Annotated in this window: 26 protein-coding genes and 1 riboswitch; of the genes, 15 read left to right on the top strand and 11 right to left on the bottom strand. The window is 70.7% G+C overall.

All coding sequences use genetic code 11. The features are described 5' to 3' along the window. Nucleotides 1-38: 38 nt before the first annotated feature. Complete coding sequence (gene nagA, locus O3X23_RS04680) at nucleotides 39-1202, bottom strand: N-acetylglucosamine-6-phosphate deacetylase (protein ID WP_269269802.1); 1164 nt, start codon at nucleotides 1200-1202, stop codon at nucleotides 39-41. Further along, nucleotides 1202-2134, bottom strand: coding sequence for an ROK family protein (locus O3X23_RS04675; RefSeq protein WP_269269801.1), 933 nt, complete (start codon nucleotides 2132-2134; stop codon nucleotides 1202-1204). The genes nagA and O3X23_RS04675 overlap by 1 nt, the downstream gene beginning before the upstream one ends. A 246-nt stretch (nucleotides 2135-2380) precedes the next feature. Between O3X23_RS04675 and O3X23_RS04670 the strand changes: the two genes are divergently transcribed. From O3X23_RS04670 to otsB, 3 genes are all read left to right on the top strand, one after another. Continuing rightward, a complete protein-coding gene (locus O3X23_RS04670; RefSeq protein WP_269269800.1) occupies nucleotides 2381-3658 on the top strand; it encodes an extracellular solute-binding protein in 1278 nt (425 codons plus the stop codon). A gap of 4 nt (nucleotides 3659-3662) precedes the next feature. Then, entirely contained in the window at nucleotides 3663-3932 is a 270-nt protein-coding gene (locus O3X23_RS04665) for a DUF3263 domain-containing protein (RefSeq protein WP_269269799.1), read from the top strand. Nucleotides 3933-4046: 114 nt separating this feature from the next. Further along, nucleotides 4047-4892: a trehalose-phosphatase gene (gene otsB, locus O3X23_RS04660; protein ID WP_269269798.1), complete on the top strand. Its 846-nt coding sequence runs from the start codon at nucleotides 4047-4049 to the stop codon at nucleotides 4890-4892. Between the two features lie 103 nt (nucleotides 4893-4995). On the opposite strand, the gene O3X23_RS04655 is transcribed toward otsB, so the two are convergent. Both O3X23_RS04655 and O3X23_RS04650 read right to left on the bottom strand, forming a co-directional pair. Further along, on the bottom strand, nucleotides 4996-6429 hold the full coding sequence (locus tag O3X23_RS04655; RefSeq protein ID WP_269269797.1) for an alpha,alpha-trehalose-phosphate synthase (UDP-forming): 1434 nt from the start codon (nucleotides 6427-6429) through the stop codon (nucleotides 4996-4998). A gap of 84 nt (nucleotides 6430-6513) precedes the next feature. Further along, a complete protein-coding gene (locus tag O3X23_RS04650) occupies nucleotides 6514-7494 on the bottom strand; it encodes a glucosyl-3-phosphoglycerate synthase (protein WP_269269796.1) in 981 nt (326 codons plus the stop codon). Nucleotides 7495-7689: 195 nt separating this feature from the next. Next, nucleotides 7690-7831: riboswitch (SAM riboswitch) on the top strand. 17 nt (nucleotides 7832-7848) lie between these two features. Here O3X23_RS04650 and thrC point away from each other — a divergent pair. The 4 genes from thrC to groL all read left to right on the top strand — a co-directional run bounded on the left by thrC (nucleotide 7849) and on the right by groL (nucleotide 12008). Then, nucleotides 7849-9144, top strand: coding sequence for a threonine synthase (gene thrC / locus O3X23_RS04645; RefSeq protein ID WP_269269795.1), 1296 nt, complete (start codon nucleotides 7849-7851; stop codon nucleotides 9142-9144). Beyond that, nucleotides 9141-9416, top strand: a complete 276-nt coding sequence (locus O3X23_RS04640) for a MoaD/ThiS family protein (RefSeq protein ID WP_269269794.1) — start codon at nucleotides 9141-9143, stop codon at nucleotides 9414-9416. Before thrC ends, O3X23_RS04640 begins: the two co-directional genes overlap by 4 nt. A gap of 407 nt (nucleotides 9417-9823) precedes the next feature. Then, nucleotides 9824-10027 (top strand): cold-shock protein, encoded by a 204-nt coding sequence (locus O3X23_RS04635; protein WP_009339379.1) that lies wholly within the window; start codon nucleotides 9824-9826, stop codon nucleotides 10025-10027. Between the two features lie 352 nt (nucleotides 10028-10379). Further along, complete coding sequence (gene groL, locus O3X23_RS04630) at nucleotides 10380-12008, top strand: chaperonin GroEL (RefSeq protein WP_138355905.1); 1629 nt, start codon at nucleotides 10380-10382, stop codon at nucleotides 12006-12008. A gap of 280 nt (nucleotides 12009-12288) precedes the next feature. On the opposite strand, the gene O3X23_RS04625 is transcribed toward groL, so the two are convergent. Both O3X23_RS04625 and O3X23_RS04620 read right to left on the bottom strand, forming a co-directional pair. After that, on the bottom strand, nucleotides 12289-14031 hold the full coding sequence (locus O3X23_RS04625) for a hypothetical protein (RefSeq protein WP_269269793.1): 1743 nt from the start codon (nucleotides 14029-14031) through the stop codon (nucleotides 12289-12291). Beyond that, nucleotides 14028-15002 carry a hypothetical protein gene (locus O3X23_RS04620; protein WP_269269792.1) on the bottom strand — a complete coding sequence of 325 codons (975 nt, stop codon included), beginning with the start codon at nucleotides 15000-15002 and terminating at the stop codon, nucleotides 14028-14030. Before O3X23_RS04620 ends, O3X23_RS04625 begins: the two co-directional genes overlap by 4 nt. Nucleotides 15003-15121: 119 nt before the next feature. On the opposite strand from O3X23_RS04620, the gene O3X23_RS04615 reads away from it, so the two are divergent. Then, the gene (locus O3X23_RS04615; protein WP_269269791.1) at nucleotides 15122-15454 is read left to right on the top strand and encodes a transcriptional regulator; all 333 of its coding nucleotides are present in this window, start codon (nucleotides 15122-15124) and stop codon (nucleotides 15452-15454) included. Between the two features lie 179 nt (nucleotides 15455-15633). On the opposite strand, the gene O3X23_RS04610 is transcribed toward O3X23_RS04615, so the two are convergent. From O3X23_RS04610 to O3X23_RS04600, 3 genes are all read right to left on the bottom strand, one after another. Then, nucleotides 15634-16266, bottom strand: a complete 633-nt coding sequence (locus O3X23_RS04610; protein WP_269269790.1) for a hypothetical protein — start codon at nucleotides 16264-16266, stop codon at nucleotides 15634-15636. Between the two features lie 424 nt (nucleotides 16267-16690). Beyond that, on the bottom strand, nucleotides 16691-16921 hold the full coding sequence (locus O3X23_RS04605; protein WP_164295789.1) for a DUF397 domain-containing protein: 231 nt from the start codon (nucleotides 16919-16921) through the stop codon (nucleotides 16691-16693). Beyond that, complete coding sequence (locus O3X23_RS04600) at nucleotides 16922-17794, bottom strand: helix-turn-helix domain-containing protein (RefSeq protein WP_164295791.1); 873 nt, start codon at nucleotides 17792-17794, stop codon at nucleotides 16922-16924. A 274-nt stretch (nucleotides 17795-18068) separates the two neighbouring features. On the opposite strand from O3X23_RS04600, the gene O3X23_RS04595 reads away from it, so the two are divergent. From O3X23_RS04595 to O3X23_RS04565, 7 genes are all read left to right on the top strand, one after another. Continuing rightward, on the top strand, nucleotides 18069-18548 hold the full coding sequence (locus O3X23_RS04595) for an ATP-binding protein (protein WP_164295793.1): 480 nt from the start codon (nucleotides 18069-18071) through the stop codon (nucleotides 18546-18548). A gap of 22 nt (nucleotides 18549-18570) precedes the next feature. After that, nucleotides 18571-19902 carry a UDP-N-acetylglucosamine 1-carboxyvinyltransferase gene (locus O3X23_RS04590; RefSeq protein WP_164295795.1) on the top strand — a complete coding sequence of 444 codons (1332 nt, stop codon included), beginning with the start codon at nucleotides 18571-18573 and terminating at the stop codon, nucleotides 19900-19902. Then, complete coding sequence (locus O3X23_RS04585; RefSeq protein ID WP_269269789.1) at nucleotides 19899-21134, top strand: metallophosphoesterase; 1236 nt, start codon at nucleotides 19899-19901, stop codon at nucleotides 21132-21134. Before O3X23_RS04590 ends, O3X23_RS04585 begins: the two co-directional genes overlap by 4 nt. Further along, nucleotides 21131-21670: a dCTP deaminase gene (dcd, locus tag O3X23_RS04580; protein ID WP_269269788.1), complete on the top strand. Its 540-nt coding sequence runs from the start codon at nucleotides 21131-21133 to the stop codon at nucleotides 21668-21670. Before O3X23_RS04585 ends, dcd begins: the two co-directional genes overlap by 4 nt. Then, a complete protein-coding gene (locus O3X23_RS04575) occupies nucleotides 21667-22203 on the top strand; it encodes a dCTP deaminase (RefSeq protein ID WP_269269787.1) in 537 nt (178 codons plus the stop codon). The genes dcd and O3X23_RS04575 overlap by 4 nt, the downstream gene beginning before the upstream one ends. Next, nucleotides 22200-23321, top strand: coding sequence for a glycosyltransferase family 4 protein (locus tag O3X23_RS04570; RefSeq protein ID WP_269269786.1), 1122 nt, complete (start codon nucleotides 22200-22202; stop codon nucleotides 23319-23321). Before O3X23_RS04575 ends, O3X23_RS04570 begins: the two co-directional genes overlap by 4 nt. A gap of 86 nt (nucleotides 23322-23407) precedes the next feature. Continuing rightward, nucleotides 23408-24451: a serine hydrolase domain-containing protein gene (locus O3X23_RS04565; protein ID WP_269269785.1), complete on the top strand. Its 1044-nt coding sequence runs from the start codon at nucleotides 23408-23410 to the stop codon at nucleotides 24449-24451. Between the two features lie 35 nt (nucleotides 24452-24486). On the opposite strand, the gene O3X23_RS04560 is transcribed toward O3X23_RS04565, so the two are convergent. Both O3X23_RS04560 and O3X23_RS04555 read right to left on the bottom strand, forming a co-directional pair. After that, on the bottom strand, nucleotides 24487-24840 hold the full coding sequence (locus tag O3X23_RS04560) for a sulfurtransferase TusA family protein (protein WP_269269784.1): 354 nt from the start codon (nucleotides 24838-24840) through the stop codon (nucleotides 24487-24489). Next, nucleotides 24837-25502: a class I SAM-dependent methyltransferase gene (locus tag O3X23_RS04555; protein WP_269269783.1), complete on the bottom strand. Its 666-nt coding sequence runs from the start codon at nucleotides 25500-25502 to the stop codon at nucleotides 24837-24839. The genes O3X23_RS04560 and O3X23_RS04555 overlap by 4 nt, the downstream gene beginning before the upstream one ends. Nucleotide 25503: the final 1 nt, after the last annotated feature.

The raw sequence follows: 25503 nt of genomic DNA, 5'->3' as shown, positions 1-25503 counted from the left end.
GAGGGCCTCAGCGGGCTTCTGCGAGGCCTCCGGACGCCTCAGCGGGTCTCGGGGGGCCGGACGATCCACTCGCCCTTGCGCATCACGCCGACCAGGTCGTACGAGGCGTCGAGCACCACCAGGTCCGCGTCCTTGCCGGGCTCCAGCGAGCCGATGCGGTCGTACTGGCCGAGCAGCCGGGCCGGGTTGACCGAGATGGCCCGCACCGTGTCGGCCAGCGACAGCCGGTCGACGGTGACGGCGCGCTTGAACGCGGTGTCCAGGGTGAGGGTGGACCCGGCGATGGAACCGTTCTCCACGAGCCGGGCGACACCGTCCTTGACCTCGACGGCCATCGGGCCGAGGTCGTAGTGCCCGTCCCCGAAGCCGGCCGCGTCCATCGCGTCGGTGATGAACGCGACCCGGTCGGCGCCCGCGCTGCCGAAGGCGAGTTCCAGCACGGCGGGGTGCAGATGGGTGCCGTCGTTGATCAGCTCGACGGTGACCCGCTCGTCCTCCAGCAGCGCCGCGATCGGCCCGGGGGCACGGTGGTTGAGCGTCGGCATGGCGTTGAACAGGTGTGTGGCGACGGTCGCGCCCGCCTCGATGGCCTCGATCGTCTGCTCGTACGTCGCGTCGGTGTGGCCGATGGCGGCGATCACGCCGTTCTCGACGAGCAGCCGCACCGAGTCGAGCCCGCCGGGCAGTTCGGTGGCGAGGGTGACCATCTTGGCGGTGCCGCGGGCGGCGTCGATGAGCTTGCGGACCTCGGCCGGGTCGGGGTCGCGCAGCAGCGACTCCATGTGCGCGCCCTTGCGGCACGGCGAGATGAACGGGCCCTCGAAGTGGATGCCGGCCAGGTCGCCCTGCTCGACGAGCTCCGACAGCAGCGCGGCGCGCTGGGCCAGCACGTCCATCTCACCGGTGACGGTCGACGCGACGACGGTGGTCGTGCCGTGCTCGCGGTGGGTGCGGACGCCGGTGAGGATCTCGTCCGCGGTTCCCGACGTGAAGGACGCCCCGCCGCCGCCGTGGTTGTGGATGTCGACGAAACCGGGGACGACCGTGAGGCCGCTGAGATCGAGGGAGTTCGCCTCGGCGGCCTCGTCGGCCACGATCCGGCCGCCGTCGACGGTCACCCGGCCGTTCTCCACCACGCCTGACGGCAGCACCACACGGGCACCGGTCAGCACCGTGCGCTGCGTTGTCGTTACGGGGGCCATCAGGCGGTTACCTCCACGGAGAGAAGATCCCAGGCGAGCAGACCCGCGCCCAGGCATCCTGCGGTGTCCCCGAGGGCGGCGGGGACGATGAGCGGGAGCTTCTGGAACGTGATGCGCTCCTCGACCGCCGCACGCAGCGGGCCGAAGAGTGTGTCCCCAGCTTCGGCAAGACCACCGCCGATGATGAGGACCCGGGGGTCCAGAAGAGTGATGCCGGTGACCAGGCCGTCGGCGAGCGCGTCGATCGCCTCGCGCCACACGGCCAGGGCGCGCGGGTCGCCGGACTCGACGGCCTTGGCGCAGTCCGCGGCGTCCGCCTCGGGATCGCCACTGGCCTCCGCCCAGGCGCGGGAGACGGCGGAGGCGGAGGCCAGCGTCTCCAGACAGCCCCGCTGCCCGCAGCCGCACAGCGGGCCGCCCGGCCGGACGACGATGTGGCCGATCTCGCCCGCGGAGTTGTGCGCGCCCGCCTCGATGCGGCCGTCGATGCCGATGGCGCCCGCGATGCCGGTGCCCAGCGGGAGGAAGAGGAACCGGTCGGCCCCGTTGCCCGCCCCGATGCGGCCCTCGGCGAGGCCGCCGGTGCGCACGTCGTGCCCGAGGGCGACGGGGATGCCGCCGAGCCGCTCGGATACCAGCGCGCGCAGCGGCAGGTCGCGCCAGCCGAGGTTGGCCGCGTAGACGGCGATGCCGGCCTCGGCGTCCACGATCCCGGGCACGGCGACGCCGGCCGCGGCGGCGGGTTCGCCGTACTCGCGGATCCCGTGGTCCCGCAGATCGGCGGCGAAGCCGAGGATGGTGGCGGCGACTGCCTCGGGGCCGCGTTCCCGTCCGGTCGGACGGCGGGCCTCGTGCAGAAGCGTGCCGTCCTCCCCGATCAGGGCAGCCTTCATTCCTGTACCGCCCACATCGAGCGCGATGACGTGTCTCACGGGGGACAGTGTCCCCTCTGCGCAAAGAAAGGTCTAGTCCACTTACGCCATGAAGATCACCGTTCGGGAGGAGGTGAATCGCCAGGTCTGCGCGCTTCCATCCCTTCTGTCCTCACCTTTGGGGAAGGGTGTTGCCGAAGCGAAACCCCCGTGGTGTAGACCTTGGGTGGGCAGCGCGGGCAGACTCGGGCACTTGACGCCCCCGACAACGTGCGGGGACGGGCGGATGAAGGCGGTAGGACAACGGTGCACCGGCGACGGCTCCTGGGCACGGCGGCAGCGGGTATCGCGGCGGCGCTGGCTCTGACGACACTCAGTGGATGCGGCGGCAGCAGCGGCCTCGGGGGCGACGTCACGCTCCACATGGTCGCGGCCGACTACGGCACCGACGCGGCCACCAGTTCCAAGAAGTACTGGGACGAGATCGCCCGCGCCTTCGAGGCCAAGAACTCCGGGATCAAGATCGACATCCAGGTCATCGACTGGGACCACGTCGACACCAAGGTCGCCGAGATGGTCGCGGCCGGGAAGGCCCCGGACATAGCGCAGATCGGCTCCTACGCCGCGTACGCGTCCAAGAGCCAGCTGTACGCCGCCGACGAGCTGTTCCCGATCAGCGCGCAGGCCGACTTCATCCCCTCCCTGGCCGCCGCGGGAGAGCAGAACCGCACCCAGTACGGCATCCCCTTCGTCTCCAGCTCCCGGATGTTCTTCTACAACCAGACGCTGTTCGACGACGCGGGCATCAAGGACGCGCCCACGACCTGGGCCGACATCAAGGCCGACGCGAAGAAGCTGAAGGCCAAGGGCGTCAAGATGCCCTTCGGTCTGCCGCTCGGTCCCGAGGAGCCGCAGGCCGAGTCCCTGATGTGGATGCTCGGCAACCAGGGCGCCTACACCGACACCGTCGGCAGCTACACCATCGACTCCCAGGCGAACGTCGAAGCCTTCCAGTGGCTCAAGGACGAGCTCGTCGCACCCGGCCTCACCGGCGGCGACCCCGCCAAGACCAACCGCCGCACCGTCTTCGACGCCTTCCTGGCCGGCAAGGCGGGCATGATCAACGGCCACCCGACGCTGCTCAAGCAGGCGCTCGCCAAGGGCATCAAGGTCAAGGCCGTGCAGATCCCCGGCAAGGGCGGCAAGATCACCGAGACCCTCGGCGTCGCCGACTGGATGATGGCCTTCAAGCAGAACGGCCACCGCGGCGAGATCGGCAAGTTCCTCCAGTTCGCCTACAGCGCGGAGAACTCGGTCAAGTTCCTCGACGAGTACGGGCTGCTGCCGGTGACCAACTCGGCGATGCAGGCGATGCGCAAGGACCCGAAGGACAAGGACCTCATCGAGTTCATCGACCTGCTGCCGTCCGCCCAGTTCTACCCTGTGGACAAGACCTCCTGGGGACCGGTCAACGACCAGCTGAAGAAGGTCATCGGCAACGCGGTCCACGCCGACCCCAAGACGGTCCTCAGCGACCTGCAGCGCTTCGCCGAGACGCAGGACGCCGCGCAGAAGGTGAAGTAGTCCGGTGGTCACGAGTCACGCCGAGGGGACGCGGGTGGAGAGCGAGAGCGGGGGCCTGACCGGCCAGGACCGGGCCGTCCTCGACCTCGCCGCCCGCACCTGGGCGGGGCCCGGGGCGAAGGAACGCGCCATCCGGGAGCGGCTCGGCATGTCCGCCACCCGCTACTACCAGCTCCTCAACGCGCTCCTCGACGACCCCAGGGCGCTCGCCCACGACCCGGTGACCGTCAACCGGCTGCGCCGGGCGCGGGACACCCGCCGCGAGTCGCGCTGACACGCGGACACGCTGGCGGCAGATGCTGCCGCCCGTCGCCCGTCACCACCCTTCCGGAGAACTGCTTCGCACGCCCCCTGCTCCACCCCCTCCCCGCCTGGGTAGGGTCGGAGCATGAGCAGTCACCTGCTGACCTCGTCCACGTCCGACGGCAAGGAAGGGCTCGCGGCGTTCCTCGCGAACCCCGAACGCGCCGTGGTCGCTCTGGACTTCGACGGCACCCTCGCGCCGATCGTCCCCGACCCCGAGAGCGCCCGCGCCCACCCCGGCGCCGCGCCCGCCCTCGCCCGGCTCGCCCCGCACCTCGCGGCGGTCGCCGTGATCACCGGCCGCCCGGCGGGCGTGGCGGTCCGGTACGGCGGCTTCGCCGGCGTACCCGGGCTGGAGCGGCTCGTCGTCCTCGGCCACTACGGCGCCGAGCGCTGGGACGCGGTCAGCGGCGAGGTGAAGTCCGCCGGTGACCACTCCGGCGTCGAGGCCGTGCGCGCCGAGCTGCCGGGCTTCCTCGACCGGATCGGCGCCTGGCGCGGCACGTGGATAGAGGACAAGGGACGCGCGGTCGCCGTCCACACCCGCCGCACCGAGGACCCGGAAGCCGCGTTCGAAGCCCTCCGCGGCCCTCTGGACGAACTCGCCGCCCGCCACGGCCTCATCGTCGAGCCCGGCCGCCTGGTCCTCGAACTGCGGCCCCCCGGCATGGACAAGGGCGTCGCCCTCGCCTCCTACCTCCGCGAGGCCGGCGCCGGCTCGGTGCTCTACGCGGGCGACGACCTCGGCGACCTCGCCGCGTTCGGCGCGGTCGAACGCCTCCGCGGCGAGGGCCTCCCGGGCATCCTCGTCTGCAGCGGCACCACCTCCGGCGAGGTCCCCCCGGAACTCGTGGCCCGCTCCGACCTCGTCGTCGACGGCCCGCAGGGCGTGGTCGACCTGCTCAACGCCCTTGCGGACGCGCTGGGCTGACCCGCACGGCGGCGTGCTCCCCGCATCGGGGGAGCCACGCCGCCCCGGGCCGGAGCCGGGCTCAGCGCCCGGTCCGCTCGGCGTCGTCACGCCGGCGTCCCGGTCACGGGCGTTCCAGTTCCGAGAGCTGCGCCAGGAACCACTGCGCCGGCGGCAGCGCCGTCGCCGAGGCCGCGAGGCGTTTCGTGCGCTCCGCGCGCTCGTCGACAGCCATCGTGAGCGCCTCGTGCAGGGCGTGCGCCGTCGCCCGCAGGTCGTACGGGTTCACGACCAGGGAATCGTCGCCGAGCTCCTCGAAGGCCCCCGCCTCACGGGACAGCACCAGTGCCACGCCGTCGTCCGAGACGACCGGGACCTCCTTCGCGACGAGGTTCATGCCGTCGCGGATCGGGTTGACCAGCGCCACGTCGGCGAGCCGGTATGCCGCGAGCGACCGCGCGAAGTCGTCCTTGACGTGCAGGAGCAGCGGCTGCCAGCCGTCCGTGCCGAACTCCGCGTTGATCTCGTCGGCGACCCGCTGCACCTCCGCGGTGTACTCGCGGTACACCGCGAGGTCGTGGCGGGACGGGTACGCGAAGGCGATGTGCACGACGCGCTCACGCCACTCCGGGTGCTCGGTGAGCAGCTGCCGGTACGCGAGGAAGCCGCGCACGATGTTCTTGGAGAGCTCGGTGCGGTCGACGCGGACGATCGTGCGCCGGCCGGGGCCGATCTCGGAGCGCAGCGCGGCCAGCCGCTCCTCGACGTCGTCCTGGCGCGAGCGCTCCCGCAGGAAGTCGGCGTCGGCGCCGAGCCCGTGCACGCCGATCCGCGTGGTGCGGCCCTCGTGGGTGACGGTCAGCTCTCCGGCGTCGTCCTGGCCGACCTCCGCACCGAGCACGTCGGCGCAGCAGGCGGCGAAGGCCTCAGCCCACCGCCGGGTGAGGAACGCGGCGCGGTCGGCGCCGAGGATGCCGGTGAGGAGCTCCGCCCCGATGTCGTCGGGCAGCAGCCGGAAGTAGTCCGGCGGCGCCCACGGGGTGTGCGAGAAGTGCCCGATCCGCAGGTCGGGCCGGCGCTCGCGCAGCATCGCGGGGGCCAGCGACAGGTGGTAGTCCTGCACCAGGACGGTGGCGCCTTCCGCCGCCTCCTCGGCGAGCGCGTCCGCGAAGGCGGCGTTGTACGTCTCGTAGGCGGCCCAGTCCTGCCGGAAGTTCTCGTCGAAGAGGGGTTCCAGGTGGGTCTGGAAGAGCAGGTGGTGGACGAACCACAGCACGGAGTTGGCGATCGAGTTGTAGGCGGCGGCGAAGACGTCCGGCTCGATGCCGAGCATGCGCGTCTGCGTGTCGCCCTCACCGCGGCGGACCGCTTCGCGGTCGCCCTCGCTCATGGCGGCGCACACCCAGACGGCGCCGGCGTCGGGTCCGATCGCGCTGAGCCCGGACACCAGGCCGCCGCCGCCGCGCTTGGCGGTGAGGGTGTTGTCCTCCCCGAGGGTGTACGAGACGGGCCCGCGGTTGGAGGCGACGAGGATCGGGGCTGCGCGATGAGCGACCATGCCGCCAGCCTAGCCAGGTGTCCTGCGACGCAAACGTGCCGGCGGCTCCGCCGCGGGGGCACGCCCCCCGCGCGGGTGAGCGCACTAACCCGTGCGACGGGTCGCGCGGTGGTCGAGGTATTCGGGGATGGTGATCATGGGAGGTCGCTCCTCGGCCGCCACCTCGTGGGTCGAGGGTTCGAAGCCGCCGCCGGGGCCCCGGTGGAACTGGGTGAGGACGGGACGGACCAGCTGCCCGCGGGCGAGGCGTACCTGGGCGGTGCGGTAGATCGTGGCGGCCATCCGGCCGAGCGCCTGGCCGTCCTGGTGGCGGTGGTGGCGTACTCCTACGTCCACCTGGGCCAGGGCGTCCAGGCCGACGGTGTTCAGCGCGTCGATGAGCATGCCGAGCTCCACGCCGTAGCCGACGGGGAAGGGCAGCCGTTCCAGCAGGGAGCGGCGGGCCGCGTACTCGCCGCCGAGGGGCTGGACGAAGCCCGCCAGGAGCGGCCAGTGGAGGTTGAGGAGGGGGCGGGCGACGAGTTCGGTGACGCGGCCGCCGCCGGCCGGCACGATCGTGTCGCCGGTTTCGAGCGGGCGGTCGTACATGGCCTTGACCAGCTGGACGCCGGGCTCGGTCAGCAGGGGGCCGATGATGCCGTGGACGAAGCGGGCGTCGAAGTCGCGCAGGTCGGCGTCGATGAAGCAGACGATCTCGCCGCTCGTCACCAGCAGTGACCGCCACAGCACCTCGCCCTTGCCGGGCGCGGCGGGCAGGTCGGGGAGTATCTCGTCGCGGTGCACGACCCGGGCTCCGGCGCGTGCCGAGATCTCCGCCGTACGGTCCGTGGAGCCGGAGTCGAGCACGATCAGCTCGTCCACGAGAGGGACGGGACCGCTCATCAGCTCGTCGCGGATGGTGCGCACGATCGCACCGACCGTGGCCTCCTCGTCGAGCGCGGGCAGCACCACGCTGACCGTGCCCCGGTCGCCCGCGGAACGCTTGGCCGCGAGCAGCCGGTCGAGGGGCCGGTCGGCGGCGGACCAGGACCGTCGATCGAGCCAGCGCTCCACCTCTTCCAGCACGTGCGTGACTCCCTGATCGTGTGGGGGCGGGGATGGATTTCACCCCGCGAGGGGACCCCTGGGACCCATCTCGCGGTACGGACGACCCTCTCAAGTGTCGGGCTCGTCGGTTACAGTCTTGAACAACGCGAGTGACCACGGCATGCCGGGGTCACCACGGAAAACAAATGCCCGGGCGAGAGCCCGGTGCCACAGCGCTCATCCAGAGGGACTGAGGGAACGGCCCGCAGAAGTCCCGGCAACCCTCCCGCCGCATCTCGTCGTCGACGACGCGAGGCCAGGTGGGGAAGGTGCCAATTCCGTCTCGTGGCGATCGTCGTCGCGGGGAAGATGAGGAGAAAGGGCCTCGCCGTCATGGCTGTGCAGACCATCGACACCACTGGAACCACCCCGGACACCCGAGCCGACTTCGGTCCTGCCGTCGCGCTCTCCTGCCGCGAGTGCGGAGAACGCGTTCCGCTCGGTCCGGTCTTCGCGTGCCAGGAGTGTTTCGGGCCGCTCGAAGTGGCCTACGACCTCCCCACCGGTGACCCGGAAGCGCTGCGCCAGCAGATCGAGTCCGGCCCGGCGAACATCTGGCGCTACGCGCCGCTGCTGCCCGTACCGGCCGACGTGGTCGACAAGCCCAATCTGAACCCGGGCTGGACCAAGCTGGTCAAGGCCGACAACCTGGCCCGTGAGCTGGGTCTCACCGGTGGCCTGTACGTCAAGGACGACTCCGGCAACCCGACGCACTCCTTCAAGGACCGCGTCGTCGCCATCGCCCTGGAGGCCGCGCGCACCTTCGGCCTCACCACGCTCTCCTGCTCCTCCACGGGCAACCTGGCGGGCGCCGTCGGCGCCGCCGCCGCCCGTGCCGGTTTCCGCTCCTGTGTGTTCATCCCGCACGACCTGGAGGCCGGCAAGGTCGTCATGGCCGCGGTGTACGGCGGCGAGCTGGTCGGCATCGAGGGCAACTACGACGATGTGAACCGGTTCTGCTCCGAGCTGATCGGCGACCCGATCGGCGAGGACTGGGGCTTCGTCAACGTCAATCTGCGGCCGTACTACGGCGAGGGCTCCAAGACCCTGGCGTACGAGATCTGTGAGCAGCTGGGCTGGCGGCTGCCGGACCAGATCGTCATCCCGATCGCGTCCGGGTCGCAGCTCACGAAGATCGACAAGGGGCTGCAGGAGCTGATCAAGCTCGGGCTGGTCGAGGAGAAGCCCTACAAGATCTACGGCGCGCAGGCCGAGGGCTGCTCCCCGGTCTCCGCGGCCTTCAAGGCCGGGCACGACGTCGTGCGCCCGGTGAAGCCGGACACCATCGCCAAGTCGCTGGCGATCGGCAACCCGGCCGACGGCCCGTACGTGCTCGACATCGCCCGCCGCACCGGCGGAGCGGTCGAGGACGTCACCGACGAGGAGTGCGTGGCCGCGATCAAGCTGCTGGCCCGCACCGAGGGCATCTTCGCCGAGACCGCGGGCGGGGTGACGGTCGGCGTGCTGAAGAAGCTCATCGAGACCGGTCAGCTCGACCCGGCCCTGGAGACCGTCGTCCTCAACACCGGTGACGGCCTGAAGACCCTGGACGCGGTCGCTCCGACCACCGGCCCGACCGCCGTCATCCGCCCGACCGTTGCCGCGTTCCGAGAGGCTGGCCTCGCATGAGTGCTTCTGTTCGTATTCCGACCATTCTCCGCACCTATACAGGCGGCCAGTCAGAAGTTCCGGCAGAGGGTTCGACGCTCTCCGAGATCCTTGCGTCGCTGGAGAAGAACCACACAGGTATTTCGGCGCGTGTTCTCGATGACACGGGCAAGCTGCGGCGCTTTGTGAACATCTATGTGAATGACGACGACGTGCGCTTTTCCGAAGGTCTCCAGACCTCGGTCCCGGACGGCGCGAATGTCTCGATCATTCCGGCGGTGGCCGGAGGCTGACCTCCGTCCCTACCCAGCGCGGCGTGAAATCATGCCCCGCCCACCCTGTGGTGGGCGGGGCCTTTGCGTGGGGGCGGTAGTTGAACCGGGGTACAGTTGCGCTGGACTCCCGCCCCGCCCCCTCGCTCGGTTCGGCGATTTATCGCCAAATTCGCGAGGTGATTGTCGTGTAGGCGAAGTATGTCCAGTCCGAGTTGCCCCGGATCTCTATTGTTCCTCCCTGTATTTCCGATCGGTCGTGCCCAGAATTCTCGTCTGATTGACCTGTTGCAGAGGGCATCCGTACGGATACATTCGGCCGCGGTCGACGCGTTCCGGCGCACGCCCCCGACCTTGGCGGGGGTGAGGTCTGACCCGGGTCCGCGAAGTGCGGATTCGCGATAGGGCCAGCAATAGGGGAGTTAGGGATGGCTCAGGGCACCGTCAAGTGGTTCAACGCGGAGAAGGGCTACGGCTTCATCGCGGTCGACGGTGGTGCGGATGTCTTCGTCCACTACAGCGCGATCCAGATGGACGGCTACCGCACCCTCGAAGAAGGCCAGCGGGTCGAGTTCGAGATCTCGCAAGGCCAGAAGGGGCCGCAGGCTGACATGGTCCGCCTGGCCGGCTGAAGCTCCGGAGCGTCGCCGACGACGCTACGCACTCACGCCGAAGGGTCCGCGTCCCGACAGGGGCGCGGGCCCTTCGTGCGTCCCGGTGCCGGGGGCGTCCGGGGGTGCTCCGGGCGGTGGGCGAGAGGGGCGCGCGGCGCCCCTCCGGGACCCCGAGTTATCCACAGTCGCTTGCACTCGACTAGGGCGAGTGCTAATCATTGGCGTTAGCACTCTGACAGTGAGAGTGACAGAAGGACCGGGTTGGCGAGGCCCGTTCGACCGCCGGGAAGAGCCCGGCGATCGGCAGGCCGTCCGTCGCGGGCGCCACGCGGTCCACTGAAATCCACCCCTGTCCGGGAGGACCACTTCTATGGCCAAGATCATCGCGTTCAACGAGGAAGCTCGGCGCGGCCTCGAGCGCGGGATGAACCAGCTCGCCGACGCCGTCAAGGTCACCCTCGGCCCGAAGGGCCGCAACGTCGTCCTCGAGAAGAAGTGGGGCGCCCCCACGATCACCAACGATGGTGTTTCCATCGCCAAGGAGATCGAGCTCGAGGACCCGTACGAGAAGATCGGCGCCGAGCTGGTCAAGGAAGTCGCGAAGAAGACCGACGACGTTGCCGGTGACGGCACGACGACCGCGACCGTTCTCGCTCAGGCCCTCGTCAAGGAAGGCCTCCGCAACGTAGCCGCGGGCGCCAACCCGATGGCTCTCAAGCGCGGCATCGAGAAGGCCGTCGAGGCCGTCTCCGCCCAGCTGCTCGAGCAGGCCAAGGACGTGGAGACCAAGGAGCAGATCGCTTCGACGGCCTCCATCTCCGCCGCCGACACCCAGATCGGCGAGCTCATCGCCGAGGCGATGGACAAGGTCGGCAAGGAAGGCGTCATCACTGTCGAGGAGTCGCAGACCTTCGGGCTCGAGCTTGAGCTCACCGAGGGCATGCGCTTCGACAAGGGCTTCATCTCCGCCTACTTCGCGACCGACCTGGAGCGTATGGAGTCGTCGCTCGACGACCCGTACATCCTGATCGTCAACTCGAAGATCGGGTCCGTCAAGGACCTGCTCCCGCTCCTCGAGAAGGTCATGCAGTCCGGCAAGCCGCTGCTGATCATCGCCGAGGACGTCGAGGGCGAGGCGCTCTCCACCCTCGTCGTCAACAAGATCCGTGGCACCTTCAAGTCCGTCGCCGTCAAGGCTCCGGGCTTCGGTGACCGCCGCAAGGCCATGCTCGGCGACATCGCCATCCTCACCGGTGGCACCGTCATCTCCGAGGAGGTCGGCCTCAAGCTGGAGAACGCCGGTCTCGACCTGCTCGGCCGTGCCCGCAAGGTCGTCATCACCAAGGACGAGACCACGATCGTGGACGGATCCGGCGAGGCCGACCAGGTCGCCGGTCGCGTCAACCAGATCCGTGCCGAGATCGAGAACTCGGACTCGGACTACGACCGCGAGAAGCTCCAGGAGCGCCTGGCGAAGCTCGCGGGCGGCGTGGCCGTCATCAAGGCCGGTGCCGCGACGGAGGTTGAGCTCAAGGAGCGCAAGCACCGCATCGAGGACGCCGTTCGCAACGCGAAGGCCGCCGTCGAAGAGGGCATCGTCGCCGGTGGTGGCGTCGCTCTCATCCAGGCCGCCGTCGCGTTCGAGAAGCTCGAGCTCGAAGGTGACGAGGCGACCGGCGCCGCGATCGTGAAGCTGGCCCTCGAGGCCCCGCTGAAGCAGATCGCCGTCAACGGTGGCCTCGAAGGTGGCGTCGTTGTGGAGAAGGTCCGCAACCTGCCCATCGGTCACGGCCTGAACGCCGCGACCGGCGAGTACGTCGACATGATCGCCGAAGGCATCATCGACCCCGCCAAGGTCACGCGCTCCGCGCTGCAGAACGCGGCCTCCATCGCCGCGCTCTTCCTCACCACGGAAGCCGTCATCGCCGACAAGCCCGAGAAGGCCGGAGCCGGCGCCGGCGCCGGTGGCGGCATGCCCGGCGGCGACATGGACTTCTGACCTTCTGGTCAGAAATCCGGGGTTGTTCACGCAACCTGCGCGGTTGAATTGACAGAACCCCCGGCCTGGATTGCTCCAGACCGGGGGTTCTGGCGTGTGTTCAGACGGTTGTTTTGCTCGGCGATGCCACGATGCCGTGAGGTTATTTCTACCTATTTGTCACACTGCTCTGAGCGGGCAGGTGCAGGTTTCAAGCTGTCGGGATAGATGGCTCGCCTCTGTGCGGGCATGACGGAGTGCCGCTCGGCGCTGGGGTGAGGGTGGTGGGGGCGACGACCGGTTAGCCCGGTGGTGCATCGCCGGCGAGGGTCGCCAGAGTGTTGGGGCGCCGTTTGGCACGGGTGCGTTTGGCCTTGCCCCCGGTCGCGGGTTGGGGTTCGCCGGTGAGGGTGGCCCAGGGGTCGGGCAGGGTGCGCTTGGCGTACCAGGCGCGCAGGAGGATGACGTTGAGGCCGGCAAGCGCGAAGGCCAGCAGGACGCTGTTCTTGACGGTGCCCATCACGCGGGTGAAGCCGCGGTCGATGTGGAGCCGGTGGGTCTTGATCTCGGCGTTGCTGGACTCCACCGCCGAGCGGCGCCCGTAGTCCGCCGCCCACAGTGTGGTGCCCCACAGGTTGCGTTGCCGGGTCCACGCCATCGCCTCCGGCGGGAGGGTGAGGGTCTGCCCGCAGGCACAGTCCGCGCCCGGGGTGCAGCGTGTCTGGGGCCGGGTCTGCGGCAGGCGCATCGAGCGGGGGAAGTTGGGGCAGCGGACCTTGCCCGCGACTGCCGGGCCTTTGAACCGCTGGTAGCCGTCGCCGTCGGGTCGGCTGTGCCGGGTGAAGGCGTACTGCGCCCGCTGGTCGTACTGGGCGCGCAGTGCGGCCTTGGCGGCGGAGGGCATGCCGATGGGAAAGCCCGGCAGGTCGTGCAGCGGTGGGGGCAGGGCGTCACTGAACAGGCAGCCGTCAATGAACTTCGTCCCGGGAGGGCCGGGGTGGGTGCCGCGCTGGCGGGGATGCAGGTCGATGACGGCTTCCAGGCCCCGGGCGCGGACTTGGTAGGCCCAGCGGGCGGGGGTGCAGAAGGAGTAGCCGCGGTCGGCGAGGACTTCCGTCAGCTGGGGCCGGCGGTGGCCGGTGCCGGCTGGGAACTGGTCGAGGACAGTGAGGCCGGCCGTGCCTTTGTGGGCGCCGGCCGGGGCCAGGTGCATGCCGGTGATGACGAAGGGCACCTCGGGGCCGCCCACCGCGCGGGCGTTGACGGCTAGGTGGAGGTCGTGGCCGCAGAAGACGCCGCCGGGGCTGAGGTTGGTGCCCGAGCGGTAGCCGTCGCGGGCGTCGTGGTCGTGGGTGTGCTGGTCCCGTCCGTCGCGGCCGGCGCGTGGCCAGCCCGGTTCGTTCACGGCGCGCACTTTCCTGGTCGGGGCGGCGGGGGTGCCGTCTGGGACCGGGAGGTGGTCAGGGTCGACGTCGGGGTGACCGCTCCAGGACCGGCGCCGGGCCCAGGTCTCGTAGTCGGTGGAGTCCACTGCCACCGCCCCGGTCAGCGGCATGGTCTCGGGAAGCGAGGCGTCCAGCAGCCGTGCGATGAACACCGTGGTGGTGATCGCCTCGTACGGGCATGCCTTAGGACAGGGGGACAGCTCCCCGGTGGTGCGGTTGACCCACGGGTGATTGTGCGCGGTGGCGAGGGTTCCCGCCTGAAGGGCGTCGATGAGGCGGGTGAAGGCGTGCCAGACCATGCGGTAGGTGGCCTCCCCGGACAGCCCCAGTGCCTTCTGCGCGTGGCCTGGGAGTTCGGTGAGGGTGTCGAGGACCTTCGTCAGATGCATGTCCTCCAGTCGCAGCGCGTGCACGGCCAGGCCCACCAGCAGGGCGCGGGCGGTGAACTCGCGCGGGGCGCCCACCTCGCAGTGCAGGGCGTCGCGGACGGCGGGCAGCAGCCCGCACCGGTCCACCAGCAGCGTCGCGCGGCGGTAGGCCTGCTCGATCGTCAGCCGCCGGTGCAGGCCGGTGCGGTGCCAGGGCAGCGGCCCGCTCACTGAGTGCGCCCCCGCCCCGGTGGATCGGACAGCGCGTGGGCGATGACCTGCTGGGCGTCGGCGGCGGACAGTTGCGGCAGGTGGGGGACGAGTTCGATGAGGTTGCCGGTGCTGGCCAGTCCCGCGGCGGCCAGGAATGCGGGCAGCGGAACGCGTGCGGCAAGGAGCGTGACCATCCACGTGGTGCGCAGGCGCGCCGCACTGAGCGGCGGAAGCCACCCCGGCACTTCGACGTAGGCGACCAGACGGCTCAGGCGGCTCTGGTCGGTGCGTCCGGACCGCCCGACGAGCGGCTCGTCGGGAAACCGGGCCGCCAGCGACCGCATCAGGCAGGCGTAGGCGTCCAGCACCGGCACAGGGCGGGCCTTGGCGCCGGGCAGGTGGACCGTGGTGCCCTCGCCGTCCTGGTGGACACACCGGCCGGTGATGACCAGATGCTCGCCCGGCGTCAGACCGGCGCCCAAGCCTCCGGCCAGCAGACCGTACGCAATGCGGGTGCGGTTGTGGGTGGACTGCTTCGCGGCGATCTCCAGGAACCCGGCGACCTCGTCGCAGGTATAGGGCAGGGCGAGGTGGCTGCGCGGCAGGGCTTTGGGAACTGGCGGCCACGGCGCGCGCTGGGTGACGGCCCGGCCCACCGCCGACAGCCGGGAGCGGTGAGTTCCCCGCGAGACGGGCGAGAGGGTGGGCATGCCGACCTGGGCGTAGCGCTCGACGAGGTCGGGGGTGAACAGGGCCTCGGTCTCCAGCGGCAGGTACTGCGACGCCGCCCAGGCGCAGAACCGCGCAACCGCGCTGAGGTGCCGCACGGCCATCCACGGGTCACCGGGGCCGAAGGCCGTGACCGTAGAGCGCACCAAGGTTGCGACTTCGCCCCAGGCGGTGGGGTGCAGGCTGGTGGGCTGGTAGAGGGCGATGGCGGTGGGCACATCGCTCACCGGCACGCCGCCCATGACGAGCGGACGCGGCATGGGCGTCTCCCCGAAACGACTGGTCTTGTAAGACCAGTCTTCCAGATTCGAACGCCGTTCGGATGAAAATCCCCTGATGGACAGGGATTTCCTCGCCTGGTCGCGGTTACCGTGGGAGCGTGCCGCGCAGCAACCGAGACGACGCCCCCGCCAGCTACCTGGCCGCCGGGTCCTGGCCCGACGGGCCGCTGCGCGCGGACGCGCCCGTCAGCGCCCGCTACGCGCAGGTCTTCGCCCGCCGGCTGCGGGACGTCATCGCCGAGCGGGCGCTCAATCCGTTCGCGGTGGAGCGGATCACCGGCGTCAACCGCCGTACCGTCGAGCGCGCGCTGCGGGGCCTGGTGCTGCCCGACTTCGGGGCGGTCGCCCGCCTGGAGACGGAATTGGACGTGGATCTGTGGCCGCGCCGGGAATCCGCCCGGGTGACAGGAATAGGAACGCAAGCACGATGACCGCCCAACACCCCGGGAATGGGGCACACCTTCGGGTGATCGGCCACGGCGCGTGAATACAATGCTGCGAGAGTGTTGCTAAGCTCGCCCCGCGACTTGAACCCGGATTTGAGACCTTGGTGACGTCGTATATGGGGCACCTCCGGGCCGTAATCCCGGAGGTGCCTGCTTTTTGGGCGCTACCCCCCGACCACCGTTTCCTCCGCGCCGGCGACTACGGGCGCGAGACGGTAGTAGACGTTCCTCTGGCCGGCCTTCTTGCTCTTGAGGAGCACCCCGCCGCGCACCATCTCGCTCAGTACCCCGCGCAGATTGCGGTAGGAGCCGGCATCGATCGCAGCGGCCAGGTCCTGGGAGGAGAACCACTTGAGCGGGGTCGGCGTCACCACCGCCAGGATCCGGTCCCGGCGCGGCGGCCGCCTCGTGGCGGGTGGCGGCTGGTCGGCCGGTTCGGCCCGCTGCGGCGGGACGAACCCCGCGTCGTCGAAGCCAGAGAACATCTCCTCGGCCTGGTCGGCCAGATCCTCAGCCCCGCCACTTTCGCCCTCGGTGTCCGCAGTCGATTCCGCGGCGGGGCCGTCGGCGGGATGCGGGCCGGCGGGGGGTGGCTCGGTGGGGTCGGGGCCGGACGTCGCCTGGTCGGGGATCGTGACCGTGTGCCACAACTCGTCGCTGCCGACGATGCCTTCCAGTGTGGTAATCATCTGGCCGTATGCGTGAACACTTTCCTCGGCCTGAATCCTCTTTTCCCGTAAAAGGAGAAGGAGTTCGCCGGGAGAATGCAGTGCCAGGGCGTCGGCCCAGGAAGTCATGGAGCGCACAATGCGTGACCCTAGTGGCCCCGAAGTGCACAATGCCAATCCCTGACGTGCAGAGTCACCTGCGCGAGTGAAAAGATGCCATCGCACCTCCCGAGGCAATGCGGCCGACGCGGTTCGAACGTCGTTGGTCAGTGAGGTTTCCTGGTCGGGGACCAGGGACACGATGAGGTGGCACGCACCGTAACTTCTCGGCGCCCAGCGCACGTGCAGCCGGTGCACCGATGGAGTGCACAAGGGGCGCCCGGTGCGGTGCGTGGGATTCACGGCGTCCTCCGTGCAGCTCTTGGCACTGTGGCGGTGGTGTCGGTGCTCTCTGGCACGATGACCGCGACGGTTCGGCCTCACTAACCCTGAGGCCGAACCGTCGCCTGTCACCCGCCGGTTGCCGCGATTGCGGCCGGTGGCGGCGGGTGGGTTACCCGAGGTGGTCGAAGGCGCCGGCCTTGGCGCCCGCGATCAGGGCGGCGATCTCGCCCCTGGTGTACAGGTGCGGGGTCTGCTCGGGCCGCTTGGAGTCGCGCAGGGCGATCAGGTCGCCGATGACGCCGAGTTCCACGCAGTTGTCGTTGCCCCCGCTGAACGGGCTCTTCTCCCAGGTCACAGCGGAGTAGTCCAGTTCGTCGGGGTGGGGCTTGGCGGTGCTCACTCACAACTCCTTGATCATGGTGCTCAGACGGGCACGGGTCTCCGGCGGACCCAGCGCACGGGCCCGCAGGTGATCGAACACCTCGGTGTACCGCTCCACGTCCGCGGAGCTGTCGAAGTACACCGAGTTGGTCAGATTCTCTACCCACACCACGTCCGGATTGGGCTCGGGAAAGCCCATGAGCATGAACGACCCGTACAGCCCCGGATGGAACCCCGCCGCGAACTCCAGCAGCTGCACGGTGATGTTGGGGCGCTTCGCGAGGGTGAGCAGGTGCTCGAGCTGGCCCTTGAGCACCGCCGGGGAGCCGGCGATGCGTCGTAGGGCTGCCTCGTCGATCACCGCCCACAGCTTCGGGGCGCCTTCGCCCTCGAGGATCGCCTGGCGTCCCAGCCGTACGGTGACCAGGGCCTCGATCTGCTTGGCGTCGAGGTCGACGCGCATCGCGGTGATGACCTCGCGGGCGTAGTCGCCGGTCTGCAGCAGGCCGGGCACCAGCTGGGGTTCGTAGTTGCGGAAGGTGTTGGCGCTGGATTCCAGCGCGAGGTAGCCGCCGTACTGGGTGGTGTTGATGACGGCCGAGTACTTGCGCCACCACGGCTTGCTCTGCGCCTGGTCGGCGCGCACCAGGTCCAAGATGTCCTCGCGCGTCTCGGCGTCGCTGACGCCGTAGGCGTCCAGGAGTGCTTTGACCAGGACCGGGGTGGTGCCCCGCTCGCCGGTCTCGATGCGGCTCAGCGAGCCCTGGTTGACCTCGACCGTCTTGGCCACCTCGGTCAGCGTCAGAGCCGCCTGGTCTCTCAACTCCCGTAGCCGGGACGAGAGCTGACGGCGGTACACGGACTGCGGTGCCGGATTCCTCTTCCACGCCATGGTGTCAGTGTGACCCGCCGAACGAGCCGGGACAACCGATCTGAGGAAATTTCGCTGGGCATATTGCCCAATCGAGTTTGGTGGGGGCATGCTGGCTCACGGTAGCGGCGCGTAACGGCCCACTGGCTGATCGTGTTCCTGTGCTGCTGCCGTGCACCGGCCCCCGCGAACCTCACCGCGGCCGCCGATGTGCCTGCCGACCCGCTGCACGACCCCCGGGACCGGATCATCTCGATTGACCTGGGGGCGTGCTTTCGACTGGGGAGCACACCACATGCACCACAGCGCCGCCCATCCCGGGCCGCACGCATCACCGCCTTCGCCCGCCGCGTGCGGGTACTACCTCCTGCCGCGTCCCGGCGGCTTCGTTCTCCACATGGCGACCAGCCCCGAGCATCTGCGGCGCATGCGCGCCCAGGTCTTTCAGTCCGTCACCGCCACCTGTCACGACGAACAGGTGGCTTCGGATGCCCAGTTGGTGGCCTCGGAACTCGTCGGCAATGCCGCGGCCCTGTGCGGGCCGTGGGCGCCGGTGGTCGTCACCGTCCGCCGAAGCGAGCACAACGTGCACGTGCGGGTCCACGACCCATTGGATGACCGCGCCCCAGCCCGGACGGGCGCCTTACCGGACAACGCGCAGGCCGAGTCCGGGCGGGGCCTGTGGATCGTGGACGCCCTCGCTCCGGGCTGGACCGTCCAGCGGACCCCGCTGGGCAAGCAGATCAGCTGCACCCTTCCCTGCCCCGCTGCCTGACCACCCCTCGAGGAGCTCTGTGATGACCTGCGTCCCCGCCCCGTTAACGGGCCTCGATGCCGTCACTGTCCGCCCTGGCCCGCCGCTGGCCGGCACGGTGCGGGTGGACGGTTCGAAGAACGCCGCCCTGCCGCTGCTGGCAACCGCCGCCACGATGCGCCGGACCGTGCACCTGAGCAATGTCCCCGCCAGCACCGATGTCCAGGGCCTGCTCACGCTCCTGCAGTCGTGCGGGGTGCGCATCGCCCGGCCGGTCACCGACCCGGCCACCGTCATCGTCCTGCCCGCCACCGCCACCGCCACCGCCACCATCCCCGTCCCGGACCTGCCCGGGGCAGGGCGGCTGCGGGCCTCGTACTACCTGGTGCCCGCTCTGTTGGCGGCGTGCGGGCAGGCGGTGCTGCCGTGGCCGGGCGGCTGCCCGGTCGGGGACCGCGGCATGGACGTGCACTTCGCCGTGTACCGGGTCTTCGGCGACACCGTCGCCCTGACCGACACCCACTACACCGTCACCGCGACCAGCAACCCGCGCGCCGCGGTGTCCCTGACACTGCCATTCCGCTCACGCGGCGCCACGGCGGCCGCGCTGTTGCGCGCGGTGGCGGGCGGGGTGCGGCTGCGACTGGGCAACCCGAGCCTGTGCCCGGAGGTGCTGGCCGTCCTCGATGCGCTCAGTGGCGCCGGGTGGGCGGTGGAGATCGGCGAGGACCGGGTCGTCCTGGAACCGGCAGCCCACTCGCAGGCCGAGGCGGTCACTCTCACGGTGCCCGGCGACAAGATCGAGGCGGGAACCCTGGCGTGCGCGGTGGCCGCCACCGGCGGCAGCGGCCGCATCGAAGGGATCGACGGCCGCGACGTCACCGCCGTAGTGGAGGCCCTGACCTGGCTGGGGATACCGGCCACCGCCGAACCCGACGCGGTTACCGTCCGCGCGGACGCGCCCCAGCTGACCGGGCGCCCGCTGCGCATCGCCGCCTCCCTGGCCCCCGACGGGGTCGACGCCGACTTCGAGCCCGCACTGCTCACCCTGGCCCTGGGCATGCCCGGCACGCACCTGTTCGCCGACGCCATCAACCCCGGCCGCCACCACAACCTGCTGCCCCAGCTCGGCCTGCTCGGGGCCCGTATCGACGCGCTCTCGCCTACCCAGTGCCGGCTGGCCGGACCCCAGCGCCTGACGGGCGCGACGGTGCGGGCCACCGATATCCGCACCGGGTCCGCCCTACTGCTCGCCGCTCTCACCGCCGACGGCACCACCACGGTGACCGGGCTGGAGCAACTGCGACGCGGCCACGCGGACCTGCCGGCCAAACTGCGGGCGCTGGGCGCCGACATCACCGAGGTGCCCCGATGACCGGCACCCGGCCGCTGGCGCGGATCGTGGCCACCACCGACGTGCACTCCGCCCTCGACAACGCCCGCCCGCTCCTCGCCCACCTGCACGCTGCCCGTGCCGATTGCCTGGTGGTGGACTGCGGGGACTTCTTCGAAGGCACTGGCTACTACCGCCTCGGCGCCGGTGCCACCGAGCGCCAGATCCTCTTGTCGTTGTACGACGTGATCGCGCCGGGCAACCACGGCTGGCCCCACCACCGCGAACCCGAACTGCAAGCGCTCACGGTGTGTGCGAACGTCGTTCACGACCGCACCGGCGACCTGCTGTTCCGCCCCCTGCACCGGGCCCGGATCGGCGGCCGCACCGTGGCGATCACCGCGGTGCTGGGGGTGCAGGCCTTCGATGCGATTCCCGCTCACCAGCGCGCCGGGGACCGCGTCATCGACCCGGCCCGCGCCCTGGCCGAGCTGTTCCTGGCCCACCAGCACGAGGTCGACGCCTGGATGCTGCTATCCCACTCCGGCTTCGCCCACGATCTCGAACTCGCCCGAGCCTGCCCGTTCCTGGACGTGATCTTCGCCGGGCACTGCCACAGCGAGCACTACGCCCCGCAGGCCGTCGGGGACACCCTGGTCGTCAAAGGCCGTGAACTGGGCCTGGGGTATGCGACCGCCGAGCCGGTGGGAGCGGGCTGGGCCGCCCACACCCACCTGTTCGCCCCGACCACCAGCATCCCCCCGGGCTTGACCGCGCCCGTGAGGGAGATCGACCGGTTGCGCCGGCGCCTGGCAGCACCCCTTGGACCTATCACCCAGCGCTGGCGCGGCAGCGGCGTGGACCGCCGGCCCCTGGCCGCGGCGACCGCCGCCCGATTACAGGCCGGGCTGGGGGTCGACGCGGTGATCCTGAACGAGACCGCGCTGCGGGCTACCTCCCTCGGCGAGGTGCTGACGCTGGGGGACCTGATGGCCCTCGAGCCGTTCGCAGGCGAGCTTGTCCACGCCCCCGTCCCTCCGTTCCTCGCCGGTGATGTGCCCGGTCTGCTGGCTCACCTCACCGCTCACGCGGGACCGCTGGCCACCGCCCCCGACCCGCTCCCGGGCCAGATCCACACGGTCCTGACGACCCGATACCTGGCCGACAGCTACCTGGGCGCACCTGGCCGCAGCGCCGGCGTCCGCCTGGGCCACGCGGTCCGCCACGTCCTGACCACCGAACCGCTCGAACTCGACCAGGGAGCCACGCGATGATCCTCACCGGCCCGGAGATCACCGCCGCCACTCACGACGGGCGCCTGCGCATTGCCCCGTTCGAGCCCGCCCAGGTCAACCCCAACAGCTACAACATCCGCCTCGGGCCCACCCTGCTGACCTATACCGAACCGGTCCTGGACGCCCACCGCCCCAACCCGACCCGCGCTCACGACATCACCGACGGCGGGTTCGTGCTGCAGCCCGGCCAGCTCTACCTGGGCCACACCCTGGAACAGGTCGGCTCCGACACCTTCGTGCCGCTGCTGTTCGGCCGCTCCTCCGTCGGCCGGCTCGGGTTGTTCGTCGAGATCACCGCCCCCATCGGCGACCTGGGCTTTTTCGGGCAGTGGACCCTGATGCTCACCCCGGTGCGCCGGTTGCGCGTGTATGCGGGCATGAAGATCGGGCAGATCATGTTCTTCGTCGCCGCCGGCCCCGTCGACCTCTACGACGGCAAGTACCAGGACGCGGTCGGCCCGCAGCCCTCCCGAGCCTGGCGTGACGACCGCACCCTGGGAGTGGTCGCGTCATGATCCTGACCGGCCCCGCCATCGCCGCCGCCCGCACCGCGGGCGACCTCACCATCGACCCCTACGACCCGGCCCGGCTCTCGCCGAACGCCTACGACTGGCGCCTCGGGCACCGGATCCGGATCTGCGAAACCGACCTCGACGCCGCCGCGCCCACTGCCTTCACCGAAATCACCCTGCCCTGCAACGGGTTCGTCCTCGAGCCCGGAATCCTGTATCTCGGCCACACCCTGGAGCACACCGGCTCCGACCGGTACGCCCAACTCCTCAACGGGGACCGCACTACCGGCACCCTTGGCATCTGGGTGCACGTCTCCGCGCCGCTGGGGCATGCCGGGCACGCGATCCGCTGGACGCTGGAGATTCGCGCCGCCAAAGCCGTGCGGGTCTATCCGGGGATGACGTTCGGGAAGCTGGTCTTCCTGCGCACCTACGGGGCCCCGGCCAGCTACCAGCGGCACGGGCTGAAATACACGCACAGCGAGGGCATCGACACCTCCCGGCTGTATGAGGAACTGCCCGGCGGTCCCCGATGACCCCCGACAGCACGCCCCGGCCGGCGCCGGTGGTAGCCACCGTCCTGGACCTGCTGGCCGGCAGTCCCGGCGGCAGTGTGGAGCTGTTCCTCGACCTCTACACCGGGCCCCGCCCGCTCATCCCCGCACGCGCGTTCATGCTCCAGCCCGCCGGCCCCCGCCCTGACGGTCCGGCCGGTCTGGAACTGCTGTCCGTGGGCGGCAAGGCATTGGACGAGCCGGACTTCACGGCCTACGTCCACCGTCTGCGCCGGGCCCTGGCCGTCGCCTTGGATCCGGATCAGGTTGCGGTGGTGCATCTGCAGCATCTGACGTTCGGCGCGACCCCCGCCCTGATCCGCGCCCTTCCCCACCATCCACGGATCGCGCTGGTGCACGGCACGGACCTGCTGTTCGCCGCCGCCCACCGCACCCAACTACGGGTCCTGCGCAACACCACCGCCGCGGCCGACGCCATCGTGGTGCCGACCGCTGCGATGGCCGACCACCTGCGCGAGCTCGCCCCCGCCCTCGACACCACGAAGGTCGCCGAGATCCCCTGGGGCATCCCCGACCACCTGATCACCACCCCGCCACCCCGCCCACCCCGAGACCCCGACGGGGTCCTGCGGCTGCTGTACGCCGGACGGCTGACCGCCGAGAAAGGCGTCCAAACCCTGCTGCGCACCCTCACCGGCACCACAGGCGCCGAACTGAGCATCGCCGCACCGGCACACGAGTTCAGCGGATTGGCCCCACTGCTGCGCACCGCCGCCGTCCCGGTCCGGTACCTGGGCTGGCTGGACCGGCAGGAGCTGTGGCGGGCCTTCGCCGACCACGACGCCCTGCTCATGCCGTCCACCACTCTGGAGGCCATGGGCCTGGTCGCCCTCGAAGCCCAGGCATGCGGCTTGCCGGTCATGTTCCAGCCCGTTCCCGGGCTCAACCAGAGCCTGGGGGCGGCTGGGCTGCCCACCGACTTCACCGACCCCACTGCGCTGGCCGCCGCCGTGCAGCGCCTACGGACCGATTCCACTGTCCTGGACGATCTGCGGGCCGCCGGGCTCGCCAACGCGGCCCGCTTCCCGCTCAGCGCTACCGCCACAGCTTTGGCCCACCTCGGTCGGACACTGACCTGACCGGGTTCCGGGCGCGCTGCCCGGCCCCCGGACGGTGACCTCACTACGCTGGTTGGCGGGACGGCCACCACTGACCGGGGGAGACCATGACGCTCACCACCGACCGCATCGGGCAGCTCCTGCACGACGGAGTCCGCGACCGCGTCTACCCCGGCGCGGTGTGGGCCGTCGGCGACGCGAGTGGCGTCCAGGACACCGGCGCCGCCGGGGTCCTGGACCCGGCTCGGCCCGAGGAGCCGATGCGCGCCGACACCGTCTTCGACGTCGCCAGCCTCACCAAGATCCTCGCCGTCTGGTCCGTGGTCGGCTCTCTGTGGCAGGAGGGCAGGCTGGCGCTGGACGCCCCGTTGGGCAGCTACTGGCCGCAGGTGACGGGGCAGCCGTTGGCCGCTGTCACCGCTCACCAGTTGCTGACCCACACCGCCGGGCTGCCGCTGCGGGCCAATCTCAAGGGCCTGTACGGCACCGACCCGGATCATGTGCGGGCCGGCGTCCTCGCCGAGGCCCTGCACCGGCCACCCGGGCAGGCGGTGCAGTACACCGACCGGGCCGCCCTGATCCTGGGCTACCTCGCCGAACACTTCACCGGCCACAGTCTCGACCAGCTCGCCTGCGCACGGGTCTGGGAACCGCTCGGCATGAACCAGACACAGTTCGGCCCACTGCCGCAGACCGTCGCGGCCCGATGCGCGCCCACCGAATACGACCCCGACGCCGGCGCCCACCTCAAGGGCACCGCCCACGACTTCTCCGCCCGGCTGCTGGGCGGGGTGTGCGGCATCGCCGGGGTGTTCTCCGTGCTGGACGACCTCACCGTGTTCCTGCGCCACCTGCTGGAGCCGGCAGCCACCGCGACACAGGACGGCTTCGGGACCCCCTGGGTCCACCAGTCGTTGCAGGTGTACACCGGGGATCTCGAGCCCGCCCGGGGCCTGTTCTGGCACCCCGCCCCCGGCTCACAGGCGGCCGACGACATCTGGGTGCACTACGGCTTCACCGGCACCGGGATGTGGCTCTGCCCGAAACAAGGACGCTGGGCTGTCCTGCTCACCAACAAGCTCTACTACACCCGCGACCGCGGACCCCTCACCACCCTCCGCGACGCTTTCCGCATCCTCGCCTTCCGCTGAACCCCGGCCCGCCGCGTGCCCGCAGCGGACCCCGGTCAGACGGGACCGCTCGTGCCGTGGCCGGACGTGGCCCCGTTGGGGCGGCCGCGCGCCTGCGGGTGCCAGGGCGCGTCCCGGCAGGTGCGGTGGGCGTGTGAGGTCAGTTGGAGGGCGTACACGTCCCGGTCGTCGGAGTCGGGGACGGGGCCGAGGTAGGTGTGGCCGGTCATGTGGCACCAGGCGGGCAGGTCCAGGGGGGCGGCCGGGTCGGTGGCGATCACGTGGACGACGGTGCCTGCCGCGGCGTCCTCGATCTGGCCGCGCATCAGCAGCAGGAGCTGGACGCACAGCAGCCCGGTGCCGTCCACGGTGATGTCGGCGGCCGGACTTGCCGTGGGGCGGGCGGTCACCGGGGTACCGCCTGGGTGACGCGCCACAGGCGGCGGGGCAGGTCGCCTTCCTCGAAGGCGTGGACTTCGTTGAGGTCCCAGCCGGTAGCGAGGGCGTCGACCAGGCTGTGGGGGAAGAAGTGCACGGCGAAGCCGCCGTGTTCGAAGATGTCGTCGCCGTGGGCGGTGCCGGCCCCGTAGTGGGCGTCGCCGGTGTGCCGCACGGTGTAGACGAAGACTCCGCCCGGCCGCAGTACCCGGCGCACCTCGCCGGCCAGCGCCTCGATCTCCTTGGTGGACAGCGCCATGCACAGCAGCATGTGCGCGAAGACCGCGTCCACCGAAGCGTCCGCCATCGGCAGGGGTTCACGCACGTCGTGCACGACGGTGGACACCCGCCCGGCCAGGCCCTGGTTACGGGCTGCATCGCGGAGCTGGTCCAGGCCGGTGGGGCTGAAGTCGGTGGCCTGGACGGTGAAACCGGTGCGGGCGAAGTACAGGGCGTCGCGCCCGTGTCCGGCTCCCAGTTCCAGCACGCTCACGGCTCCGGCGGCGCGGAAGGTCTCGGCGGCATGCACGGCCGGGGCCGAGGGCTGGCGGCCGTACATGCCCGGATGCGCGGTGTACGTGGACTGCCAGTGGGCGCGCTGGCCCTCGGCCAGGTCCTGGTCGTGATCGGGCATG

Source organism: Streptomyces sp. H39-S7, assembly GCF_027158205.1.
In the GTDB taxonomy this organism is placed as follows: domain Bacteria; phylum Actinomycetota; class Actinomycetes; order Streptomycetales; family Streptomycetaceae; genus Actinacidiphila.
Note: the sequence above shows the minus strand (reverse complement) of the source record. Positions and strands in the feature narration are given on the sequence as shown.

Bases quoted from the DNA above. Each gene is read 5' to 3' on its own strand.
- O3X23_RS04595 (WP_164295793.1), top strand. From the start codon at position 18,069: ATGCACCACAGCGCCGCCCATCCCGGGCCGCACGCATCACCGCCTTCG.
- groL (WP_138355905.1), top strand. From the start codon at position 10,380: ATGGCCAAGATCATCGCGTTCAACGAGGAAGCTCGGCGCGGCCTCGAG.
- O3X23_RS04610 (WP_269269790.1), bottom strand. From the start codon at position 16,266: ATGACTTCCTGGGCCGACGCCCTGGCACTGCATTCTCCCGGCGAACTC.
- O3X23_RS04640 (WP_269269794.1), top strand. From the start codon at position 9,141: ATGAGTGCTTCTGTTCGTATTCCGACCATTCTCCGCACCTATACAGGC.
- O3X23_RS04620 (WP_269269792.1), bottom strand. From the start codon at position 15,002: ATGCCGCGTCCGCTCGTCATGGGCGGCGTGCCGGTGAGCGATGTGCCC.
- nagA (WP_269269802.1), bottom strand. From the start codon at position 1,202: ATGGCCCCCGTAACGACAACGCAGCGCACGGTGCTGACCGGTGCCCGT.
- O3X23_RS04655 (WP_269269797.1), bottom strand. From the start codon at position 6,429: ATGGTCGCTCATCGCGCAGCCCCGATCCTCGTCGCCTCCAACCGCGGG.
- O3X23_RS04575 (WP_269269787.1), top strand. From the start codon at position 21,667: ATGATCCTGACCGGCCCCGCCATCGCCGCCGCCCGCACCGCGGGCGAC.
- dcd (WP_269269788.1), top strand. From the start codon at position 21,131: ATGATCCTCACCGGCCCGGAGATCACCGCCGCCACTCACGACGGGCGC.
- O3X23_RS04565 (WP_269269785.1), top strand. From the start codon at position 23,408: ATGACGCTCACCACCGACCGCATCGGGCAGCTCCTGCACGACGGAGTC.
- thrC (WP_269269795.1), top strand. From the start codon at position 7,849: ATGGCTGTGCAGACCATCGACACCACTGGAACCACCCCGGACACCCGA.
- O3X23_RS04555 (WP_269269783.1), bottom strand. From the start codon at position 25,502: ATGCCCGATCACGACCAGGACCTGGCCGAGGGCCAGCGCGCCCACTGG.
- O3X23_RS04590 (WP_164295795.1), top strand. From the start codon at position 18,571: ATGACCTGCGTCCCCGCCCCGTTAACGGGCCTCGATGCCGTCACTGTC.
- O3X23_RS04635 (WP_009339379.1), top strand. From the start codon at position 9,824: ATGGCTCAGGGCACCGTCAAGTGGTTCAACGCGGAGAAGGGCTACGGC.
- otsB (WP_269269798.1), top strand. From the start codon at position 4,047: ATGAGCAGTCACCTGCTGACCTCGTCCACGTCCGACGGCAAGGAAGGG.
- O3X23_RS04600 (WP_164295791.1), bottom strand. From the start codon at position 17,794: ATGGCGTGGAAGAGGAATCCGGCACCGCAGTCCGTGTACCGCCGTCAG.
- O3X23_RS04585 (WP_269269789.1), top strand. From the start codon at position 19,899: ATGACCGGCACCCGGCCGCTGGCGCGGATCGTGGCCACCACCGACGTG.
- O3X23_RS04570 (WP_269269786.1), top strand. From the start codon at position 22,200: ATGACCCCCGACAGCACGCCCCGGCCGGCGCCGGTGGTAGCCACCGTC.